At 52.1% G+C, this 20,589-nt stretch carries 19 protein-coding genes; 8 read left to right on the top strand and 11 right to left on the bottom strand.

Annotated features, from left to right (window positions below):
• Positions 1-21: 21 nt before the first annotated feature.
• Complete coding sequence (locus PAT3040_RS36060; protein WP_373864002.1) at positions 22-996, bottom strand: glycoside hydrolase family 43 protein; 975 nt, start codon at positions 994-996, stop codon at positions 22-24.
• A 293-nt stretch (positions 997-1,289) separates the two neighbouring features.
• Positions 1,290-1,829 carry an RDD family protein gene (locus tag PAT3040_RS36055; RefSeq protein WP_181377029.1) on the bottom strand — a complete coding sequence of 180 codons (540 nt, stop codon included), beginning with the start codon at positions 1,827-1,829 and terminating at the stop codon, positions 1,290-1,292.
• A gap of 199 nt (positions 1,830-2,028) precedes the next feature.
• Between PAT3040_RS36055 and PAT3040_RS36050 the strand changes: the two genes are divergently transcribed.
• Positions 2,029-3,894, top strand: coding sequence for a prenyltransferase/squalene oxidase repeat-containing protein (locus PAT3040_RS36050; protein WP_258235323.1), 1,866 nt, complete (start codon positions 2,029-2,031; stop codon positions 3,892-3,894).
• 545 nt (positions 3,895-4,439) lie between these two features.
• Here PAT3040_RS36050 and PAT3040_RS36040 read toward each other — a convergent pair.
• Both PAT3040_RS36040 and PAT3040_RS36035 read right to left on the bottom strand, forming a co-directional pair.
• Positions 4,440-5,033, bottom strand: a complete 594-nt coding sequence (locus PAT3040_RS36040; RefSeq protein ID WP_307719192.1) for a DUF559 domain-containing protein — start codon at positions 5,031-5,033, stop codon at positions 4,440-4,442.
• 358 nt (positions 5,034-5,391) lie between these two features.
• On the bottom strand, positions 5,392-6,312 hold the full coding sequence (locus PAT3040_RS36035; RefSeq protein ID WP_087570208.1) for an aldo/keto reductase: 921 nt from the start codon (positions 6,310-6,312) through the stop codon (positions 5,392-5,394).
• A 221-nt stretch (positions 6,313-6,533) separates the two neighbouring features.
• Between PAT3040_RS36035 and PAT3040_RS36030 the strand changes: the two genes are divergently transcribed.
• On the top strand, positions 6,534-6,923 hold the full coding sequence (locus PAT3040_RS36030) for a MerR family transcriptional regulator (RefSeq protein WP_087570209.1): 390 nt from the start codon (positions 6,534-6,536) through the stop codon (positions 6,921-6,923).
• Between the two features lie 108 nt (positions 6,924-7,031).
• Here the strand turns inward: PAT3040_RS36030 and PAT3040_RS36025 are convergent, their stop codons facing one another.
• A complete protein-coding gene (locus tag PAT3040_RS36025; protein ID WP_108996368.1) occupies positions 7,032-8,609 on the bottom strand; it encodes a hypothetical protein in 1,578 nt (525 codons plus the stop codon).
• A gap of 257 nt (positions 8,610-8,866) precedes the next feature.
• Between PAT3040_RS36025 and PAT3040_RS36020 the strand changes: the two genes are divergently transcribed.
• The gene (locus PAT3040_RS36020) at positions 8,867-9,709 is read left to right on the top strand and encodes an MBL fold metallo-hydrolase (RefSeq protein WP_108996367.1); all 843 of its coding nucleotides are present in this window, start codon (positions 8,867-8,869) and stop codon (positions 9,707-9,709) included.
• 150 nt (positions 9,710-9,859) lie between these two features.
• Here PAT3040_RS36020 and PAT3040_RS36015 read toward each other — a convergent pair whose 3' ends face one another.
• The gene (locus PAT3040_RS36015; protein ID WP_108996366.1) at positions 9,860-11,062 is read right to left on the bottom strand and encodes an ROK family protein; all 1,203 of its coding nucleotides are present in this window, start codon (positions 11,060-11,062) and stop codon (positions 9,860-9,862) included.
• 328 nt (positions 11,063-11,390) lie between these two features.
• On the opposite strand from PAT3040_RS36015, the gene PAT3040_RS36010 reads away from it, so the two are divergent.
• The 3 genes from PAT3040_RS36010 (at position 11,391) to PAT3040_RS36000 (ending at position 13,632) form a co-directional block, all read left to right on the top strand.
• Complete coding sequence (locus tag PAT3040_RS36010; RefSeq protein WP_108996365.1) at positions 11,391-12,023, top strand: chromate transporter; 633 nt, start codon at positions 11,391-11,393, stop codon at positions 12,021-12,023.
• Positions 12,024-12,051: 28 nt separating this feature from the next.
• Entirely contained in the window at positions 12,052-12,612 is a 561-nt protein-coding gene (locus tag PAT3040_RS36005) for a chromate transporter (protein WP_258235321.1), read from the top strand.
• A gap of 159 nt (positions 12,613-12,771) precedes the next feature.
• Positions 12,772-13,632 carry a formylglycine-generating enzyme family protein gene (locus PAT3040_RS36000; protein ID WP_444980836.1) on the top strand — a complete coding sequence of 287 codons (861 nt, stop codon included), beginning with the start codon at positions 12,772-12,774 and terminating at the stop codon, positions 13,630-13,632.
• A 79-nt stretch (positions 13,633-13,711) separates the two neighbouring features.
• On the opposite strand, the gene PAT3040_RS35995 is transcribed toward PAT3040_RS36000, so the two are convergent.
• Complete coding sequence (locus PAT3040_RS35995; RefSeq protein WP_108996363.1) at positions 13,712-14,539, bottom strand: helix-turn-helix domain-containing protein; 828 nt, start codon at positions 14,537-14,539, stop codon at positions 13,712-13,714.
• 100 nt (positions 14,540-14,639) lie between these two features.
• Here PAT3040_RS35995 and PAT3040_RS35990 point away from each other — a divergent pair, with 100 nt between their 5' ends.
• The gene (locus PAT3040_RS35990) at positions 14,640-15,449 is read left to right on the top strand and encodes a phytanoyl-CoA dioxygenase family protein (RefSeq protein ID WP_108996362.1); all 810 of its coding nucleotides are present in this window, start codon (positions 14,640-14,642) and stop codon (positions 15,447-15,449) included.
• Positions 15,450-15,479: 30 nt separating this feature from the next.
• Positions 15,480-16,283: a sugar phosphate isomerase/epimerase family protein gene (locus PAT3040_RS35985; protein WP_108996361.1), complete on the top strand. Its 804-nt coding sequence runs from the start codon at positions 15,480-15,482 to the stop codon at positions 16,281-16,283.
• Positions 16,284-16,379: 96 nt separating this feature from the next.
• Here the strand turns inward: PAT3040_RS35985 and PAT3040_RS35980 are convergent, their stop codons facing one another.
• The 4 genes from PAT3040_RS35980 to PAT3040_RS35965 form a co-directional block, all read right to left on the bottom strand.
• Positions 16,380-16,742, bottom strand: a complete 363-nt coding sequence (locus tag PAT3040_RS35980; RefSeq protein ID WP_087570219.1) for a c-type cytochrome — start codon at positions 16,740-16,742, stop codon at positions 16,380-16,382.
• A 217-nt stretch (positions 16,743-16,959) separates the two neighbouring features.
• Positions 16,960-18,507: an ABC transporter substrate-binding protein gene (locus PAT3040_RS35975; protein WP_108996360.1), complete on the bottom strand. Its 1,548-nt coding sequence runs from the start codon at positions 18,505-18,507 to the stop codon at positions 16,960-16,962.
• Positions 18,508-18,556: 49 nt separating this feature from the next.
• On the bottom strand, positions 18,557-19,447 hold the full coding sequence (locus tag PAT3040_RS35970) for a carbohydrate ABC transporter permease (protein ID WP_108996359.1): 891 nt from the start codon (positions 19,445-19,447) through the stop codon (positions 18,557-18,559).
• An 18-nt stretch (positions 19,448-19,465) separates the two neighbouring features.
• Positions 19,466-20,389, bottom strand: coding sequence for an ABC transporter permease subunit (locus PAT3040_RS35965; RefSeq protein WP_258235320.1), 924 nt, complete (start codon positions 20,387-20,389; stop codon positions 19,466-19,468).
• Positions 20,390-20,589 lie beyond the last annotated feature (200 nt).

The raw sequence follows: 20,589 nt of genomic DNA, 5'->3' as shown, positions 1-20,589 counted from the left end.
AGCCAGACGTCACCGTAATAGTTAAACCTCGTAAGGGTCGATCGTTCGAATCGTGCCGTCTTCGTTGTAATGGAGCTCGGTAAATTTGACGCTTCGTTTGTTATCCGCGCCGCCTGAGAGCGAGCTGTCGTGGTAGAACAGATACCAACGTTCCTTGAACTGCACGATGGAATGATGGGTCGTCCAGCCGATAACCGGCGTCAGTATCCGGCCTCTATAATGGTAGGGGCCTTCGGGATTCGTGCTGGTCGCGTAGACAATGTAATGGGTAGAGCCCGTCGAATAGGATAAGTAATAAAGTCCATTGTACTTGTGCACCCATGGCCCTTCGAAGTAGCGCCGCTCCTCGTCTCCCGCAAGAATAGGCCGTCCGTTCTCGTCCACGATGGCAATTTCCTTGGGAGCACTGGCGAAACCCAGCATATCGTCTGACAGCCTTGCCACGCGTGGACCCAGTGCCGGTTCCGTCGGATCGGGGCCTTCGGCGTCTGGCAGGAACTCGCCGGTCTGCCACTTTTCCAACTGTCCTCCCCACAATCCGCCGAAATACATATAAGCTTTATCGTCTTCGTCCACAAGAACGGCGGGATCGATGCTGAAGCTGCCCGGGATGTAGTCCGCTTCGGGCTTGAACGGACCAGTCGGCGACTTGCCGGTAGCAACGCCGATACGGAAGATGCCCTGCCCGTCACGCGCCGGGAAAAACAAATAATACGTATCGTTTTTGAAGGCGGCGTCCGGCGCCCATAGCTGCTGCTTGGCCCATGGAATATCGCGCAGATGGAGCGCTTCCCCATGATCGACGCAAGGTGCATCCGGATCTTCCATGGAGAGAACATGGTAGTCTTCCATATCGTATTGATCGCCGTTGTCGTTGGAGGTTTTCTCATGATCGAGGTCGTGCGAAGGGTAGATATACAGTTTGCCTTCAAAGACATGCGCGGAAGGGTCCGCTGTATAGATATGAGTCACCAAGGGTTCGTTGCGTTTAGCCATCATAGTTCCTCCTTGAGCGTTGAGTGAATGCTCCTTCCAGTTTATCCGAAAAGAAAGCCGCATGAACCCTTAGAAACTATGGCTTTTGTTATAGAAAGTTTAGGTCGTGTCTGAAAACCCGCTCAGGGGCATCTTTCACCGTCTTTCCGCCCCCTGCTTCGTCACTTTTGCTTGATGTACCCCCGGTACACCTTCACAAAAGTTCCTTGCATGGAACGAAAATTCGGCAAAATCTGCTCCCCTCGGAGTATTCAGACACGCCCTAGTTCTTCCTACTGATATACTGTTATTTCTTATATCATGCCGTAAACCGCAATGCCTAGCAGCAGAACGACGATAAAAGGGGTTAGTAGCATTCGGAAAATGCCGATTTTTCCATGTATGACTTGAAGCCCTAACTCCTGATCCCACGATGTTATTCCTTCTTTTTTTAATCGTCGATAACCAACAATGTTCGCGATGATTTCCAGTATGCCAACGCCCAGTCCCATTCCCCTCAACCAGACAAGTCGGGCTCTCTTAAAGGCCAGTGATTTGGGCATTCTTGTTCCGTCGGCATCCAGAACTTTAATGTTCAATAGTTTTTTGCCTGGCGTTGTCCCCCAAAAGTACATGTACAGGGCATCCAGAAAAACGAAGGCAACCAATAGGATGAAACCTAGAAGATTGTCGTTGATTTGGAGAAAGCTATCAAAATCAATTAATATCCACAAAATGGAAATTAAAATCGCATGACTTAAATAATCGAAGTATCTCGCCCAGAAGCGAATCCAGGGTTTTGTCGGTTGTTGGGGCGCGAGGGGGGCTGGTTCTTGTACTAGTTCTTGTTCCATTGAGATGTACTCCTTAGTCAGAGATAGGGTGAGATTCGCCTGGTACGAATGCTGGATATAATTCCAGAACCTTCTAGTTGAATATATCATGCCGATTGACCTGTGTATAGGTCAATAGTTCTATTGTTCATGCAATTCCTATCCTACTCCGAACACGCATATATATGTAGCAAAGAAACGGGAAAAGGATGGGCATGCAATGAACATGAATGAAATAAAGGACGGAATTCGTGCGCTGGCGATGGGGGCAATGTCTGCTCAGTCATCGGATGGATCGTGGCGTTTATGCCTGGACACCGGGATCTCGACGGATTGTTATTGGATCGTATTGTTGACAGCGCTCAGACGAAGGGATGACGCCTTTATCCGACCGCTGGCCGCGCGGATAGCCTCTTTGCAGCAGCCAAATGGAGCGTGGAAGCTGTATCCCGACGAGGAAGGCAGCTTGGAGGCGACGGCGGAAGCCTGTTACGCGCTGTTATGCGCAGGGTTCTATTTGGAGACGGATGGTGCGATCGAAAGGGCTAAGCAATATATTCGCTCGAAGGGAGGACTATCTCAGGCAAAAAGCTTGCTGACGCAAGTTATTTTCTCCGCGACAGGGCAAGCAGAGTGGCCGAAGCAGTTGCGGCTGCCGTTGGAGTTGTTTTTTTCGCAGGCAGGGCTCGATCTCTTTTCGTTATCGGGGCATGCTCGCGTCCATCTCATTCCGACGTTAGTCATGTCGAATCTGCAGTTCTCGGCGCGCAACGAATGGATGCCGGATATGGGAGACCTGTTTGTTCACGGAGAACGAACTTTTGCCAACGACCATACATGGATCTCGGCGCTAAATGTGTTTTTATCGGCAATTCCGTTTGACAGCTTGCCTGTCATCGGTTCGCCGAACGCGCTGGAGCAAGCTCGGCAATTTATGCTGGAGAGGCTGGAGCCGAACGGGACGCTGCTCACATACTCGACTTCGACCATTCTGATGGCATTTGCGCTTATGGCGATGCAAGAGCCTGTCGCATCTCCTCTGATGGATCGACTCCTGCACGGCGTCCTTTCTCTGCAATGCTGGAATCGTGCCGGCATTCAGACAGCTTCGTCCGAGATATGGGACACCGCCATGATTAGTTACGCACTAAGAGAAGCCGGTCTTCCGACTTCTGAAACCTCTACATCGCTGGAGAACGCCGCATTGTACCTTGCCAGCAGGCAGCAATTTCGTGTCGGAGATTGGATTCGCAGAAGCCCGCATACGGAGCCGGGAGGATGGGGCTTTTCGGACGTGAACACCTTCTACCCCGATGTGGACGACAGCGTAGCTGCATTGAGAACGATCCGACCCTACTTGAGCCGGCTGCCGGATGGACGCGCCAGCTGGCAGAGGGGGTTGAACTTCGTGTTAGCCATGCGTAACGACGATGGGGGATGGCCAGCTTTCGAAAGAAGGGGAAGCTCGATAACGGACTTGTTCTTTACCTTCGACGGCAAATCCGATATTGCATCGGATCCTTCTACAGTGGATCTCAGCTGCAGGGTGCTGGAGTTTCTAGGCGAGGAGCTGGATATGACAATCGGCCACAGTTGGGTGGACGATTCCGTGAAGTGGGTGTTGTCGCGCCAAGAGCGTGACGGAAGCTGGTATGGCAGATGGGGAATAGCTTATGTTCACGGAACGGGCATGGCGCTGCAAGGGCTGCTGGCCGTAGGGCTGGCGAAGGACCATCCGGCCGTTACGAAAGGCGTTCGCTGGCTGTTCGACATACAGAATAGCGACGGTGGCTGGGGAGAAAGCTGTGTCAGCGACGAACGGAAACGGTATGTGCCTCTAAACGCCAGCACACCGTCGCAGACGGCATGGGCGCTGAACGGACTGATAGCAGCCCACGACAAGCCGACTTCGGAGATGGAGCGGGGAGTGGAGGCGTTGCTGCGAGTTTTGCGAGCGGGAGACTGGACATCTGTCTACCCGACGGGAGCGATGCTGCCAGGCAGCATGTATGCCCATTATCCAAGTAACAATGTCAGTTGGCCGTTGCTTGCGCTGTCTGCGTATGTGAACAAATTCGACGAATAGAGTTATTGGAGGTGCTGGCCGCTGCCGCTGTGTGGCCGGCACTCCTCCCATACCTGTACCCGCACCCGCACCCGCAGCTACAGCTACAGCTACACCTACACCTACACCTACACCTACACCTACACCTACACCTACACTTATCACTTCGTACGAGGAAAGCTACTCGATGATTGTGCAAATATGCTCAATTTTTCTCCCGATTTCAGCTGATCGTGAAAGAATTGTACCAAAATACACAATTTTGGCCTGCTGAAGAGGCGTTTTAGCTTGCTACTATTGAAATTTATGTATATTTGTACAATTTTACTGTTTACCCCTGGTCTACCCATGAAAATTGTGTATATTTGTACAATTTTCCTCTGTTGCCTACTGAAAGCCTGCTGAAAGTCAACTGAAATCCAACTGAAAGCCTCCTGAATACCTCCCGAATCTACTGTATCCCTTAGGCACGAAGCTGAATTGCAACATGCACAGTTTTGTACAAGTATTGCCTTGAAATTGGTATTTAAATGTACAAAACGATGCCACCAACTATCCAGCGACTCTTATCTGATTGCAAATAATGCATGAGGCTTCATCACGTACTTCACCACGTATTTGCCATTTGGGACCGTGACGGAAGTAAACAAGCCGTGATCGCATAATGAACGCAGTGCCTTGACGGCTGTACGCCGGTCGATTCCGACGTGCTTGGCAACATCGGCAACCCGCAGGGGTCGAGCGAGCGTATAGGCGAGCCGAATCGTCTCGCGTTCGGCCAGCGAGCAGATTGTCACAGGTGTAGCCGATGCCTCGAATCGGCTTAATACCATGCGAAGCAATGTTACGCACAGCTCCGGGCGTTGCGCCACATCGTCGTAAGCGAAGGAAATAACGTGATAGCCGATAGAGGTAAGGAACGTTTCCCGATTGAGCTCGTTACAATACTTTTGTCGGTCCATGTTTTTGACGTGGGGGCCGAAGCCTTTTATTTCTATGACAATCTTCTCCATGCCCGTCATATACACAAAATCGCAAAAGTACGAGTAACCGCGCCAATCCAGCACCTCGTACTCCGGATGGAGCCCAAGAAAGTTACCCCGGAGCGGCCACCATACCTGCTTGCAAAACAGCGTTTCCGCTTCCAGATGTCCACGCACCAGTCTTCCTTTTCGTTCCCCGGCCCGTCTTTCCAAATGTCACTGGATAAACGCTTCGTGTTCCTTCTCAAACGTCATCGTGATCATCTCCTCTCATTTTTACGGTAATGCAAGTTTCTGCAAAAACATCATGAAGCCGTCAACAAACGCCGCGCGATGTGCTACGCGCATGTTGCATTCACTCAAAAAAAAGAACGCGCAAATCAACCTGGCAGTCAGGTGGATTCAAGCGTTCTTCGCCGAAGGCAAACCCTATTAAAGGACGAATGTCAGCTGCAAGATTTCCAAGCAGTTTATATGTCGTCAGCTTCATTTTATAAGCAGTGTCCCAAATGAAATACGAGCAGCTTACTGCCCGTTAAGGCACCATATTACCTGCAGCTTTGTAGATGCCGTACCATTCCTGGCGCGTCAGCGGAATGTCGGAGCCTTTGCAGGAATCCTTGAGACGGCCGACGTTCGTCGTGCCCAGCACGACCTGGATATTCGCCGGATGACGGGTAATCCAAGCCACGGCAATCGCCGTGTTGGTGACATCGTATTTGGCCGCGAGCGTGTCGATATACTCGTTAAGCTCCTTGTAGTTCTCCAAATCGCCGAGGAACGGACCTTTAAAGAATCCTTGCTGGAATGGCGACCAGGCTTGGACCGTAATATCGTGAAGACGGCTGTAGTCGAGAATGCCTCCATCGCGGTTGACGGACTGGTCGATATTCATGTTCAGCGCAATGCCGGAATCGACAAGCGGCGTATGCGCGATGCTGAATTGCAGCTGGTTGGCGACGATCGGCTGTTTTACGAATTTTTTGAGCAGCTCGATCTGCAACGGCGAATGGTTGGAGACGCCGAAATGACGGACCTTGCCGCTCGCTTGCAGGCTGTCGAAGGCTTCGGCGACTTCTTCCGGCTCCACGAGCGCGTCGGGACGGTGCAGCAGCAAAATATCCAAATAATCCGTGTTTAGACGCCCAAGAATACCATCGACGGAAGCGAGGATATGCTCCTTGGAGAAGTCGAAATATCCGCCGCGAATGCCGCATTTGCTCTGGATGATCATCTTTTCGCGAAGGTTTGCGTTCATGCCAATCGCCTTGGAGAAATGTGTCTCGCATTCGCCGCCGCCATAGATATCCGCATGGTCGAAGAAATTGACGCCCTCTTCCATCGAGGTGCGAATTAGCGTTTCGGTGTCTTGCAGGGACATGCCCTTAATGCGCATGCAGCCGAGGACAATATTGGAGGCGGTTAGATCCGTGCCTGCTATTGGAATCATTTTCATAGTAAGGTTGGCTCCTCTCGAGAATAGGTTCTACAACAACATACAAGATAGAGTGGACTCTAGGTCAATACGTCCAGAATATATTGGACAAAAAAACTGGCGCTGTTATGCAGAGCCGCAATCTGATGTTTGTTCCTTGCAAGCATTGACAATCCGCGGAGGTTGGCGTAACCTCTAGACATTTAGTATATATGTATTGCCTTGGAAAGCAGGTATGAATCATGACGTATTCGATATCTCAGGCGGCCGAAAAAACGGGGCTGTCCATCCATACCATTCGATATTATGACAAAGAAGGTCTGCTGCCATTCATCGACCGCCGCAATGGGACACGCATTTTCAGCGAGCAGGACATCGACTGGATCGATCTCATCTGTTGCCTTAAGCAGACGCGTATGCCTATCAAGGATTTGCGCAGCCTGATCCAGCATTGCACCGACAATGACGCAGTGCTCGAGAAGGGGATGGAAATTTTGCTTAAGCACAGGGAGATGGTCGAATCGCAGCTGGTGGAGCTCCAGAACAGTCTGAAGACGATCAATTACAAAATTAAGCATCTCCCCCGCATGTACCAGGAACGGTTCGCGAAGGAGCTGCCGCTGCAAAAATAGTCGCGATCAGGAGGCGGAAGCCGACGCTAGCGTAAAGGGGCGGCTTGTTGGCCGACCCTTCGCGAATGCCACTTGTGCGGCTAGGCCGTTAGCTCCAACCTTCGCATCTTACCGGCTATGCTTAAGTGTCAGCGTTGCGCCGGTCACGCTTACATATGAGGCGGACAGTGGTTGCTCGGAAAATACGGGAGCATTCGCTTGCCTGTTCTCTACAAATGCGCTAAGCGTCGTCAAGCCGTTCGCCCCGGCTTCCCGGATGGAGATCGCTTCGACGACGACGCCATTGCTGCCGCTTTCGATCGACTCGATCTCGCAGCGATCAGGTCTGGACGTCAGGCGGAACGGCTTCATCAAGTGAATGGCGAGCATCGCTTGTCCGACGATGCCATACACGGCGCGAGCATCCGCAATCCATTCTCCCGGCGGCAACACGCCTACTAGAGATTGACGGGCTTCTTCCGGAGAGGTAGGCTGGTACAAGGCAATAAGCACATTGCGGTCCAGCGCGATCTCCTCTGCTTCGCCGCTATGGCGCAGCTTGTCGCCAGCTTTGGCAGCAGGCAGGACGAAGTAAGCTTGGTTGACGGTACCATCGGTCACAGGAAACGTCACATCCCAGCGATGCTGCTCGTTGTCGAATTCGACCGCTCGCTCCAGCATACCGCCAAGCGCAAACGTTTCGTCCATATAGAGGATGCTATGTCGGCGTTCGCCGGACGGTTCAAGCGCGGAAGCGGGATAGTCGCGTCGCAATTGATAGGGATAGGAACGCTTCAACGCGGATTGCCTGATGTAATCCGGGATCTCGTAACCCAGCAGCCCGGCATATTCCGGACGATGAACCGTTTCCGGCAGCGGGAAATCGCCGAATTGCACATAATCGAACGCAGCGCAGCGGTCAGCAGGCGCGTCAGGCGGCAACGAACGCGAATGCGGTCCCGCCCATGCCCCGTGGAAATAATAATCGGCACGTTCCTGCCACAGCCATTCCAGCAGAGACTGGATGTCAGCTTTGACAACATCGTCACGGACTATCTCCCAAGCGGCCGCATAAGCTTGCGTCCAGTGCCAGAACCATGGCAGGATGCCGTATTCCGACATGCCGTAGGTCTTCAGCTGCGTCAAAGTGGATCGTACGCGGGCCGCTCCTTCTCGAAGCAATTCCGAATCCTCAAGTACGGTGCCTAGTAGAAGAGCAGCAGCAGTATGTTTCGCTTCATGATGGTTATACGTTCTTAGCGGCGCGGCATAGTAACGAGAACGATACATATGCTGGGTGGATAACGAAAGCTCGGAGCGAAGCTCCGGCGTCAAATCCATTTTATGCTTTTCGTGGAAGAAAGTAAGGAGACAACACATGATCTCGACAGGCAGCTTGTTGATCGGCGCTTGCGCAGGATTGTCTCCTAGGTTCAGCGGCCAATGTCCGTAAGTAGCGCTGTCCGGATCGCGGTCTTGCAGACGCAAGACTTTCGTCAGTACGGAAGTAGCCAGATCAAGGGCAGACGATTGCTCGAGCGCGAGGGCTTGGCCTTCGCTTGCAGCAGTGTACAGATAAGAAGCATAATAGAAGTTGTCGCGGATGTCTCCATGGAACCACAGTCCGCTGGGAAGCAGGGGCGTGGCACAGGCACGATCCGCTATCAGCTTTCTAAGCTGCTGCTGGCGTTGCTGTTTTGTAGTCATCGTGTGATCCATCCTTCCGATCGTTTCATAGATTCTACCCTATTAGTTCGAGTTTAAAAAGTCCGATTTTCAGTACCGAGAAGGTTGTATGAAGAGTAGGGACTGAGGAGCGGAGCGTAGTGGAAGCTACGTGAGCACCGGAAGGTCCGGCTGAATGCAAGATTCGATGTCGATATACTTCCCGAGTTACCTCGTAATCAAAATTGGACTTTTTGAACTACATCTATTATATCATTTCATTTGAGGAGAGCGAGCATATGAAACCAAACAAGTATTCTGCAACCGTATTCAATCAAATGCATTCCACGACACTTCCGCAAGAAGCGATTGCCATCTGGTCATTGGGACAGGAAGGATTTCTGGTCAAATGGAAGGAAACCACCGTCCTCTTTGATCCGTACCTATCCGATTGGGTTTACGAACTTGCCGGCGACCCTTGGCAGAGAGCTTTCAGGACGCCGTTGTTGCCCTCGGAGTGTCTAGACGTGGACTATGTCGTCTGCTCGCATCACCATGAGGATCATATGGACAAGCTTACCTTGCAAGAAATAGCCCGATCGAACAAAACGAAGTTCATCGTCCCCAAAGCTCACCTGGGCCTAATGATGGAATGGGGAGTCGCCGAGGAGCAGTTGATCGGGATTTCGCATGGAGATAACCTGCAACTGGCGGAGGGCGTATCAATTGCCGCACACGCAGCGAAACACGAGGATTTTGAAACGGATGGGGCAGGTGAGCATTTCTACTTAAGTTATGTCGCTACGCTGGGGGAGATCAAGCTGCTGCATGCCGGGGATACCATTGGCTTTACGGAGCTGGAGGATTGGCTGAAGCCGCAAGAGATCGACGTCGCGCTGCTGCCGATCAACGGTCGCGATTATGTCCGGGCCCGCAAAGGCATCGTCGGCAACATGAACTACAGGGAGGCTGCCGAGCTCAGCGTCGCGATCGGCGCAAGGCTGACCGTGCCGATGCATTACGGATTGTTCGCTCATAATGACGAGAATCCGGCTTATTTCGTCGATTATATGTACAAACATTATCCAAGTTCGAGCTTCCATATGTTCGCGCCGGGCGAGCGATTCGTTTATTTGAAGTAGCGAAAAACGGCTATCGGAGCGCTTCGATTCCTATACATTAAAAAATCACGTTGTTGCTCTCCTGCACCAGGTAGACGGGAGCATACAACGTGATTTTTCTTTTATCCTGATAGGACAGCCGATCGTCGTTTGAACCGAAAGGCCGGGTTATTATACCGGCATCGCCTTCCAGACCATCAGAGCCGCGCCGGTCGCGACGGCGTCTTCCTTGAGCACGCCCTTGGAAAACACGGGCACGTATTCCGGATTATGATAGGCGTTGCTTCGGGCAACCTCCGTCGCTGTCTGGAAGAAGCGCTCATGCGAGGTTACCAGCGTGCCGCCGAGGACAATCGTCTGAGGGTGGAACAGGTTGATCACATTGGACAAGCCGATCCCAAAATATCTCGCCGAGCGAAGGAACAGCTCCGATACGTAGGCGCTGTCTCTCGCCAGCTCCCTGAGCAGCGTATCGTAGCCGATACGCTCGGCAGGGAGATGGTACATATTCGTCAGGTCGCCGCGGCCCATCTTGGCATCCGAGCGTGCCTGCTTCTCCAGCGCCTGGACGGAGACAAATGCCTCCAGCGCCCCGTAGTTGCCTTCTTCGTTAAGGCGCGGCCCGTCGGTCTGAATAATCATCTGTCCGATGGAGCCCTCCATATCCACGGAGCCGTAGACGATGCGGCCGTAGGACATCATCGCGGAGCGCATACTTATTCCTGCATGCACATAGACCATGTGCTCGATGCCTTCGTGCCGCAGCGCCCAGTGCTCGCCGATCAGCGCGGTGTTCGCTCCGTTATCCAGCATGGCGGCAATCCCAGTCGCTTGTTCGATCAAGCTGCAGATGGGCACGTTGCTCCAGCCCTTTGCAGGGAAGTACAGCGGGTTCAGTATGATGCCTTCCTCGCGGTTCAACGGTCCGACGGCGCCGATGCCGATACCGATGATCCGGGACTCCGTCAAGCCATGATCGGCCAGCAGCACCCGGATTCGCCCCGCGACATACTTTACGAATTGTTCCGGCGTCATATCCTCATCCATTCGCCAGCGGACGAAAGACTTGGGATTCATGTCCATGTCGAACAAACCAAGCGTGGAGTAAAAACGCGAAATTTCCAGTCCAAAAACGTAACCGTAGGTTTCGTTAATTTTATAGAGTATGGGCTTCCTTCCGCCGCTGGAAGGGCCGAATCCGGATTCCGCGATCAAACCGTCGCCCAGCAGCTCTTCCAGCAGACGATTCATCGTGCTCGAAGTCAACGAATAGCTTGGAAGCAAATCGGCTTTGGAGACGATGCCCTGATGCGCAATATGTTGATACACCGTTTGTTTCACGGATTGTTTTGCGGTTTGTCCATCTGTCCTCATCCCAACTTCTCCTATTCCTTTATACACCTTTAATATTCATCATAGCTTAAAAGAAGGGTGGTTGCTAGAATCTCTACAAGTATATCCACTTATTTGCAAAATGATAAAAACTCCAACGAATCCTCAGTATTCCTCTCTGGATAATGACGAGAAATCAACGATTTTTCATATATTTGACCATATCACAAATACTTATAGCCCTTTTCATAAAAACTTAATTCCAAAATGAAAAAAAGATGCTATACTAGTTCTATAGAGTTTGGAACGGAAAGCTTGATTGCATAAACGGCATTGATTTTCAGATGACATCATGGGGGGACGGGAGAAGATGACGGAGACCGGGAAAACAATCTGGCAGCTGTTCACAACGTTTCTGAGAATAGCTCCGGCGACCTTCGGAGGCGGCTTTGCGGTCATGCCGGCGATGGAGAAGGAAGTTGTGGAGAAACGCAAATGGATGGACAGCGAGGATATTGGAGATGTATTCGCTGTTGCGCAATCCATACCAGGCGCGGTTGCGATTAATTCCGCTACTTTTATCGGATACCGGATCGCCGGTATTCGTGGAGCGTTAGCCGCTATGATAGGGATGCTGCTGCCAACGTTCTGTATTATCGTTGTGCTGTCTTATGTATTTCTGCAGGTGAAAGACAATCCCAAGATTGAAGCGGCATTTCTGTCGATCAGGGCGACGATCGTGGCGCTAATCGCGTATGCAGCCATCAAATACGGTAAAAAGGCGCTCGTCGACAAAGCATCGGCCGTACTTATCGGGGTCACCGTGCTGCTGCTGTTCGTAGGTGGTTCCTTGATCCATCCGCTTCTGATCATAGCTGGCGGTGCTGCCGCGGGAATCGTGATTCAGGCCATTAAAGCGAAGCTGGGACAAGAGCGAAGCAAAGAGTTGCGGCAGGAGCGAAGCGGCAAAGTGCAGGAGCAAATATTTGATTATATGATCTAGGCAATATAGGTTAGGAACATGCACTAACATGGGAGAGGCGATGAGGATGATTCTGCTGGAGCTGTTTCTGACGTTCTTACTGGTCGGTTTCATAGCTTTCGGTGGCGGATATGCCATGATTCCGATTATCCAGCAAGAAGTCGTCGAACGGCATGGCTGGATGAACGTGACAGAGTTTACCGATATGATCGGAGTGGCGGGGATGTCGCCTGGACCGATCGCTACAAATATTGCCATATTCGTCGGCATGCAGCAGGCGGGTATTGTTGGAGCGATCGTTGCCGCAATTGGTATGGTGCTGCCATCTTTGGTCATTATCGTGGCGGTAGGAACGATATTTTTCCGGATTCATCAGAACAAGTGGGTCCAATCGTCGCTATACGGGTTGCGTTCCGTTATTACAGGACTTATTCTATATGCAGCGGTTGTATTTGCGGTGCGTAACGAGCTTGTGACGTCGGTATCATGGTTTACGCTTAGCCAGCTCCTGATCTTCGCGGGTTCGCTTGCGGCGTTGCTGCTGCTTCGCAAGCATCCGTTAACGATTCTTATTATATCCGGATTAATCGGTATTGCGTTATATAGCTAAATCTTGAAGCAAGCAAGGGGGATTAGAATCTTGAATGAAGACAAACTGCCATCCTGCTGCGCGGCTTCGCGCGATGGGATCCATATAGAGACGAAGCCGTCGGCAGCAAGCGGTCTCATCAAGCTGGAACGGTGGAAAAAGGAGTCGGATAACCCCGTCCTGCTGCATGACGATCTGGTCCTCATTCCGGAAGGCAGCTTTCTGATGGGAACGGACACAAGGGAGGGTTTCCCTAATGACGGGGAGGGCCCGGTACGACAGGTGGAGGTAAAATCGTTCCGCATGTCGCCGTATGCCGTTACAAATGCCCAGTTCAGCCAATTCGTAGAAGCTACGGGGTATCGCACGGAAGCCGAGGTTTTCGGCTGGTCATTCGTGTTCCATCTACTGGTGTCTGAGGAGACAGGCAGGAAGGTGAAGACGGTGCCGCAAGGAGTGCCGTGGTGGCTTGTTGTGGAGGGAGCATACTGGGCGGCGCCTGAAGGTCCTGATTCGTCGATCGCGGACCGGATGGATCATCCCGTCGTTCATATCTCATGGAACGATGCCAATGCCTATTGCCGCTTTGCCGGAGTCCGTCTGCCCAGCGAGGCGGAATGGGAATATGCGGCAAGAGGCGGTCTCGAGGGAAAGACGTATCCTTGGGGCGATCTGCTGAAGCAGGACGATCAGCATCAATGCAACATTTGGCAGGGGAAGTTTCCTGTAAAAAACAACGCAAGCGACGGTTATGTCGGTACTGCACCAGTCAATGCGTACAAGCCCAATGGGTATGGTCTGTACCAGATGTCCGGCAACGTATGGGAATGGTGCGCGGATTGGTTCTCTCCGGATTATCACAGGACGACATCAGCCGTTAATCCGCTATACAGCAAGCAGACCGCCAGCCGATCCATGCGCGGCGGCTCCTATCTCTGCCATCGTTCTTACTGCAACCGCTACAGGTTGGCAGCTCGAAGCTCCAATACGCCCGACAGCTCGACGGGCAATTGCGGCTTCAGGGTCGTCCGCGACGTCTAACGCATACTATTTATTGTCAAACCTCTCTTACGCGAAACTGCGAAAGAGAGGTTTTTTCGTTTTATAGGTAATGATGAAACTACTCCTTCCGCCGATAATCGGAAGGACTAAGGCCAAACATCGCGGTAAATTGCTTCGTGAAATAGAAAGGGCTCTGAAAGCCGACCTGGCCGGCAATCTCGGACACTAGCGAAGGGGTATGCTTCAGCAGCCTAGCGGCATGCTTGAGCCGCAGCTTAAGCAGCGTCTCCAAAACGGAGTCCCCCGTCTGTTCCTTGAACAAATGCGAGAAGCGGGACGGCGAAAGCGCCACGCGGCTGGCTAAAGCCGGAATGGTGTGAGCAACGTTCAGGTTGTCGATCATATAATTCAGCGTATCGGCGATCCGTTCATCCAGCCGTTGATCCGTCGTAACCGCGTGCTGGGCCAGATGAATAAGCACTTCCTCCAGCGCGTTAAGGGAAAGCAGCTCGGCATGGCGTCCCGTATGCCGGTTTTCGCGAACCAGTCGAAGAAAAGCGTTTTTCATTCGCATGAAGGTTGAAGATGTGCCCAAGGAGAAAGTCATGATGCGACTCCCGTTCTGCGGCATGCGCAGAAGCTCAAGCCAGCGAAGCTCCGGGATAAAATGAACCCAAACAAAATCCCAATAACCATGCTCAGGCGCGTAGTAATGATGGGGCGTTCCCGGCGGAATCAGTATAATATCTCCATCCGCAGGCATAATGACCTCATCTCCCAGCCGGTATTCGCCCACGCCGTCTAACGTCAACGTCAGCAGCCAATCGCGAGTCCCTTCCGGACGGATGACCTCGTATCCATACGTCTCTTGGAAGTGGCCGGAGACCAGGACGCCGGGCGGAGGAGTGAAAGTCGTTGCAGCAGGATTGTTATGGTTATCGGCCATTATCGTTATTCCCCCTCTTGGTTCGAAATTCTATAATGAAACCATGAAGAAAGCAATATTGAATTGACAATCATGGATCCGCAAACGGAGGGGAAGAGATATGGAGAAGCAGGTTCGTATATTAAGCGAAGAGCAAATGAAGCAATTTGTAGAGGAAGGTTTTATTATTGTGAAAGGGCTGTTCCAGCCGGAAGAGCTCGCCGAAATATCGGATACATTTGAGAGAATCGGCCAGAATCCAGTGCCTGGATTCTTTGAACCCGATATGGAGGCAGGGACGGAAGATCCGCTGAAGCGATACCCGCGCGTCATGCAACCGCACCGGTTCAACGATACCGCGAAGAAGTATATGCTTCATGCGCCTGTTATGGCGGTGCTGCGAGAGCTATACGGCGAGGAAGCGTTAGCCGCGCAAAGCATGTTCTACTACAAGCCGCCAGGTTCGAGAGGTCAGGCGCTGCATCAAGACAACTTCTACCTGCAAGTGGAGCCGGGCAATTGCATAGCCGCATGGACCGCAGTGGACGCTGCGGATATGGAGAACGGCGGACTGCTGGTTGTGCCGCGTACGGGGGAGCACGAGATCAGCTGTCCGGAGCTCGCGGATTCTGCGGAGTCGTTTACAACCCATTATGTAAAGCCGCCCAAGGACCGGGCTGTCGTGCCGGCGGTCATGGATCCGGGCGATGTTCTATTTTTTAATGGCAACTTGATACACGGTTCCTACCGGAACAAGACGAAGGACAGATTCCGCAGAGCGTTTATCTGCCATTACGCCAATGCATCCGCGTCCCGTATAAGCGGCTTTTACCGTCCGTTGTTCCGCGAGGACGGCACTTCCGTCGATCTTGAGTTAAACGAAGACGGCGGACCTTGCGGCGTGGAATTCGACAAAGCTTATCCGCACTAATCGTACGGTTGCGAACAAGGAGGACTTACAGTGAGATTGCTCACTTATCAATCGCTGTGGGGTATGGAAGGAACGCTGACGGAGAAGCTGGAAGCGGCCAAAGCAGCCGGTCATGACGGCGTCGAGACGGTGCTGCCGTCCGCGGACGAGGCAACGCTATTTAAAGAAACGCTGGAACGGCTCGATCTGCGGTTTATAGCGCAAATCCATACAATCGGCGATCATCTCGCTAGTTTCGGCGAGCTGGTAGAGCGGGCAGCTGATTTCCGTCCCGTTCTCATCAACGCCCAAAGCGCAAGAGACAGCATGAGCGAGTCCGGGCAAGATGCCTTTTACGAAGGCGCGTTAAGGATCGAGAAGCAATTCGGCATACCGGTCGGTCATGAGACGCATCGCAGCAGACCTTTGTTCACTCCATGGACGACGGCCAGGTTGCTCCGCCAATTCCCCGAGCTGAAAATTACAGCGGATTTCAGCCATTGGGTAAACGTCTGCGAGTCGCATCTGCAGGATCAGGAGGAGAATCTGTCTCTCGCGATTGAGAGAACGGTTCATATCCACGGAAGGATCGGATACCCACAAGGCCCGCAGGTGCCACATCCTGCAGCAGACGCGTTCCAGGGGGAGCTGGAGCTGTTTACCGGCTGGTGGCGCCGTATGCTGCTGCTACGCAAAGAGCGGGGGGAAGCATTCGCGACATTTACCGCGGAGTTCGGTCCTCCGGGTTATATGCCGATCCATCATGAAACGGGCGCTCCCGTCGCCGATCTGCAGGAAGTGAACGACTGGATGACAACCTATATGAAGCAGCTCTACAAAGCTTGGAGCCTCTGAGAGGATCATAGCAAGGCGCCATCCTAGACGATCTGTGAAATATAATAAGCCCCGCCTGGCGCTAACGCCGGGCGGGGCTTACGGCCGTGGAGGTTGTTACTTCATCTCCGCCAGCCAATTCGTAAGATTAATCAGTTCTTCTTCCGTAATCTTGCCTTCGAAAGATGGCATTCCGCCGCTTTTGCCTTTTAGTACGGTCTTGTAGATCTCTTCTTTGCTTCTCAAGCTGCCGATATTCGCAAGCGCAGGACCCATAGCGCCTTGGTACTGATCGCCGTGACATCCCATGCAGTTGCTCTTGTAAAACGCTTCGGCAGTTGCAGCATCCACAGGCGTATCGGGAACGGTAAACTGCTCCTCAGCTACGTGCTCCTCTTTCTCCGGGAGATTAAACGTGAGCAGGTATACGGCCAACAGGCCAGCTACTCCGAGCAATGTTGCCATAATCCACTTATGCATGCCCCATAACCTCCTTCCCTGACAGGCTCACCTAAATTCAGATTCTAGCACTTATTAGCTATTTTTTCAAGAAGCAGCACGGACTATACACAGCCAGGGAATAAGGTTTTTTAATTTGTCAAACATTGTTCATATTTGACCCGTTTCATGAAAGAAAACCGCCGTCAGCCCAGGCTGATCGACGGTTTTCCATGAGCGGGCGGGAAGGCTTAAAACATTATTGTCCGATCCCTTTATCCTTTTTGAATTGCTCCCATTGCGCATTGATTTCGTTGTCGAACTTCTCTTGACCGGATGCGACCAGCTTGGCCCGATATTCCGGCAATACTTTGGCTGGATCGACGGATCCGGATTCCAGCGCGACACGATATTCGTTGTTGATGGCCGTAATATTGGCCACTTCCGCCTTCATGTTTTCTTCGTTGACGCCGAAGCCGCTGGATGCAGGGACGATGGCGCTATCGTTGAGCTCGATCGTTTTTTCCCAAGTGTCGGGTGCTTGACCCGGCTTTAAGTAAGCATTGAACTGGTTGCCGAATACCCAGTCGCCGTTAGGCGCATAACCGGAATCCTTGATCGGCTCGATGAACTTGTCGTCGATTTTCGTATAATGTTTGCCTTCGATGCCGTTGCAGATCAGATTGTACAAGTAGGGATCCGTGTTGAGCAGGTTAATGAGCATAAGGGCGCGTTCCGCGTTTTTGGAACCTTTGTTAATGACATGCATGGCGCTGGCTATTCCCGTGAAGTAGCTGTCCGCGATCGGCGCGTAGACGACTTCGTTGCCGCCATTTACGGCCATTTCGCCAACCTCGCCGCCTGGCTTGGAGGTGAATTCAAGGCCGACGGCTACGTTGCCTTTAGCCTTGAGATCGTTAATGTTCTGGATGATAGGCGCATCTTCATTAATATAACCCGCTTGATACCAGGCGCGCATCGTATTATAATAATCCGTTTTGCTGTCAAGCGCTTCCAGACCGCTCACCATCTTTAACATTGGATCGTCTTTTTTGTACGTCACGGACATGCCCTCGCCAACCTCGTCGCGGTTAGCGTACAGTCCCCACGAGTTCTGTGCAAGACCAAGCGGGATAATGTCCGGTTCGTTCTCCTTGAGCTGCTTCAGGAACGGCTCGATATCCTTGTAGGTTTGAATGGAAGCCAGGTCCAGGCTGTATTTGTCGACGAAACGTTTCTGAATGACCAAGCTTTTGGTTTTGGCGGCGACCTGATAGATCGGGAAGCCGTATACCTTGCCGTCGACGGCGTTCATGTCCGGCCAGAATTTGTCGGGTATATTGGCGCGGGCTTCCTTGGCAAACGTGTTGATCATATCTTCGGTAATCTCGAGATAGGCGCCGCGGTCGATGTATGGTTGATAGTTGCCGAGCCAGCCCTTGGAACTCCAAGCGATGTCGAAGTTTTCGCCCGCGGCGAGCATGGCGTTGAGCTTCGGCTCGTACTCGTCGAACGTAAGCGGTCTCAAGTCGACGGTGGCGTTGATTTTTTCTTTCAAATATTTGTTGATTTCATCATTGACCAGCTTCTGATCCGGACCCGGATTCGAGGCTACGGGATAGATGAAAGTCAGCTTCGCATCAGGCAGGGACGGAATCTCCGAAGCAGCTGAGGTGGGATCGGTGCCGGCGCTTGGCGCATTCGTTGCTGCGGGAGCGTTGTTCGTATTGGAGCAGGCGGCCAGCAAGCCTAAGCTGAGGACGAGAGGAACCCATTTGCTCCAGACGGTCGTTTTTTCTTTTTTCACGTTGAACCCTCCAATGTATGTTTTCTATATTTGGCACAATAGTCGTCCCTTATCCTTTCAAGGAACCTACTGTAATACCCTTCACGAAATATTTCTGGAAGAAAGGAAAGATGACAAGCATGGGACCGCCGGCGAGAATAGCCATAGCCATTCGGACGGACATGGTCGGGAAGTTCGCGAAGGCCAGCTTGTCGGCCACCTGGGCCAGCGGCGAGTTCGCAAGAAACTCGATCTGCGTCAGGATGCGAACGAGCAGAAGCTGCAACGGCACGAACCGGTCATTGTCGATGAACAGCAGCGCGTTGTACCATTCATTCCAATAGCCGAAGGAAATGAATAGCCCTAATGTGGCCAGAGCCGGCGTGGACAAGGGAAGAATGATCGTAAAGAAGATCCGGATTTCCCTGGCGCCGTCCACTTTGGCGGATTCGATGATCTCCTTGCCGATCTTGTCGAGGAACCCCTTCATGATCATGATATTGAACGGACTTAGAAGGGCCGGGATAATAAGGGCCATAAGCGAGTTCTTTAGATGCAGATATTGCGTCATTAAAATGTAGAATGGAATCAGGCCGCCGTTGAACAGCATCGTAAAAAAGATATAAAACGTAATCGGCCGGTTGTAACGGAAGTCGCGGCGCGAGATGGGATAGGCGGTCATCGCCGTCAGCAGGAGCGAAGTAACCGTTCCGATGACGGTTATCATAATGGTGACCAGGTAACCGCGGATCAGCAGATCTGGCTGTGCGAACGTGATGCGATACGCTTCCAGCGACCATTCCTTAGGAATGAACTGGTAGCCGTTTTGCACAAGGCTGTTCTCCGAGGTCAAGGAGATGACAACGACCAGGACGAACGGCAGGGCGACCATCAAGCACAGAATCGTCAAAAATAGATTGATGCAGCCGTTCATGATGTTGAATCGTTTGTCGGTAGGCATCGCTGTGTAGCTCCTTTCTTAGAATAGTGCGCTGTCCCGGTCGATCCGGCGCACGATGAAGTTGGCCGTGATGACGGTAACGAATCCGACAACCGATTGCAGGAAGCCGACGGCTGCCGCGGAGTTAATGTCTCCGAGCTTCGTGAGCGCCCGATAGACGTAGGTGTCGATAATATCCGTAGTCGGGAAGTTCGGCCCGACGTTGTTCGGCACGAAGTAATGCAAGCCAAAGTCGCCTCTAAAGATGTTGCCGAGCCCCAGGATAAACAAAATAATGATAAGCGGCTTTAGAAGCGGCAGGGTGATGCGCCACATCATCTGAATGCGGGAAGCGCCGTCAAGCCTCGCGGCTTCGTAATATTCGGTGCTGATGCCGGTAATGCCGGCATAATACACGAGAGTCGAAAAGCCGATTCCCTTCCATAAGGCGACGATCGGCAGGATAAATATCCATGGCGTCGTCTCCAGATACCACTTGTGCGGATCCATCCCGAACCAGGCAAGTATGGTGTTAAGGTAGCCTGCCTTATGATCGAGGAATGCGGAGGTAATATATCCGACGAGTACGAACGAGATGAAGTAGGGCAGAAACAACGCAGTTTGATAAATTTTGACCAGCTTCCCGTGCAACTCGTTCAGGAGCAAGGCCAGCAGCAAGGCGGCAACGGTTCCGAGAATGATATACGTCACGTTATACAGCAAGGTGTTGCGAATAATGCGGAAGGCGTCCTGGGCTTTGAACAGAAACTCGAAGTTGTCTAGTCCGACCCACTTGCTTCCAAAGATGCCTTGGTCGTACCTGAAGTACTTGAAGGCGAGAATGAGTCCGACCATCGGGATATAAGCGATTACGAGCTTATATAGAATGCCGGGCAAGGAGAGTGCTAGCAGCTCCCGATTTTTAATTATCAGCTTCCATTCCTTGTACAGCCGGTTGGCCACGTTAGGATCTCCTCCGTCCTTTGTATCGATTGGTGTGCGGCGTCGTCGCTGAAGCCATCTTGCCACGGGAAGAGCCAGGCTGAATAGAATAGAGTTTGCGAATAGCTGTATTGCCGAAGTGTACAATTTTCGATTCTCTGCAATTCCGCAGGAAATACAGTGACGGCGCGGATACAAGAGTCTTTATGACAGCAAAAAAA

The sequence above is a fragment of the Paenibacillus agaridevorans genome (assembly GCF_003112455.1).
In the GTDB taxonomy this organism is placed as follows: Bacteria; Bacillota; Bacilli; order Paenibacillales; family Paenibacillaceae; genus Pristimantibacillus; species Pristimantibacillus agaridevorans.
The sequence above is the reverse complement of the archived record's forward strand: the minus strand, read 5'-3'. Positions and strand labels throughout refer to the sequence as shown.

Excerpts from the sequence above, each read along its gene's own strand:
- PAT3040_RS36060 (WP_373864002.1), bottom strand. The coding sequence starts at position 996 with ATGGCTAAACGCAACGAACCCTTGGTGACTCATATCTATACAGCGGAC.
- PAT3040_RS36055 (WP_181377029.1), bottom strand. The coding sequence starts at position 1,829 with ATGGAACAAGAACTAGTACAAGAACCAGCCCCCCTCGCGCCCCAACAA.
- PAT3040_RS36050 (WP_258235323.1), top strand. The coding sequence starts at position 2,029 with ATGAACATGAATGAAATAAAGGACGGAATTCGTGCGCTGGCGATGGGG.
- PAT3040_RS36035 (WP_087570208.1), bottom strand. The coding sequence starts at position 6,312 with ATGAAAATGATTCCAATAGCAGGCACGGATCTAACCGCCTCCAATATT.
- PAT3040_RS36030 (WP_087570209.1), top strand. The coding sequence starts at position 6,534 with ATGACGTATTCGATATCTCAGGCGGCCGAAAAAACGGGGCTGTCCATC.
- PAT3040_RS36025 (WP_108996368.1), bottom strand. The coding sequence starts at position 8,609 with ATGACTACAAAACAGCAACGCCAGCAGCAGCTTAGAAAGCTGATAGCG.
- PAT3040_RS36020 (WP_108996367.1), top strand. The coding sequence starts at position 8,867 with ATGAAACCAAACAAGTATTCTGCAACCGTATTCAATCAAATGCATTCC.
- PAT3040_RS36015 (WP_108996366.1), bottom strand. The coding sequence starts at position 11,062 with ATGAGGACAGATGGACAAACCGCAAAACAATCCGTGAAACAAACGGTG.
- PAT3040_RS36010 (WP_108996365.1), top strand. The coding sequence starts at position 11,391 with ATGACGGAGACCGGGAAAACAATCTGGCAGCTGTTCACAACGTTTCTG.
- PAT3040_RS36005 (WP_258235321.1), top strand. The coding sequence starts at position 12,052 with ATGGGAGAGGCGATGAGGATGATTCTGCTGGAGCTGTTTCTGACGTTC.
- PAT3040_RS35995 (WP_108996363.1), bottom strand. The coding sequence starts at position 14,539 with ATGGCCGATAACCATAACAATCCTGCTGCAACGACTTTCACTCCTCCG.
- PAT3040_RS35990 (WP_108996362.1), top strand. The coding sequence starts at position 14,640 with ATGGAGAAGCAGGTTCGTATATTAAGCGAAGAGCAAATGAAGCAATTT.
- PAT3040_RS35980 (WP_087570219.1), bottom strand. The coding sequence starts at position 16,742 with ATGCATAAGTGGATTATGGCAACATTGCTCGGAGTAGCTGGCCTGTTG.
- PAT3040_RS35970 (WP_108996359.1), bottom strand. The coding sequence starts at position 19,447 with ATGCCTACCGACAAACGATTCAACATCATGAACGGCTGCATCAATCTA.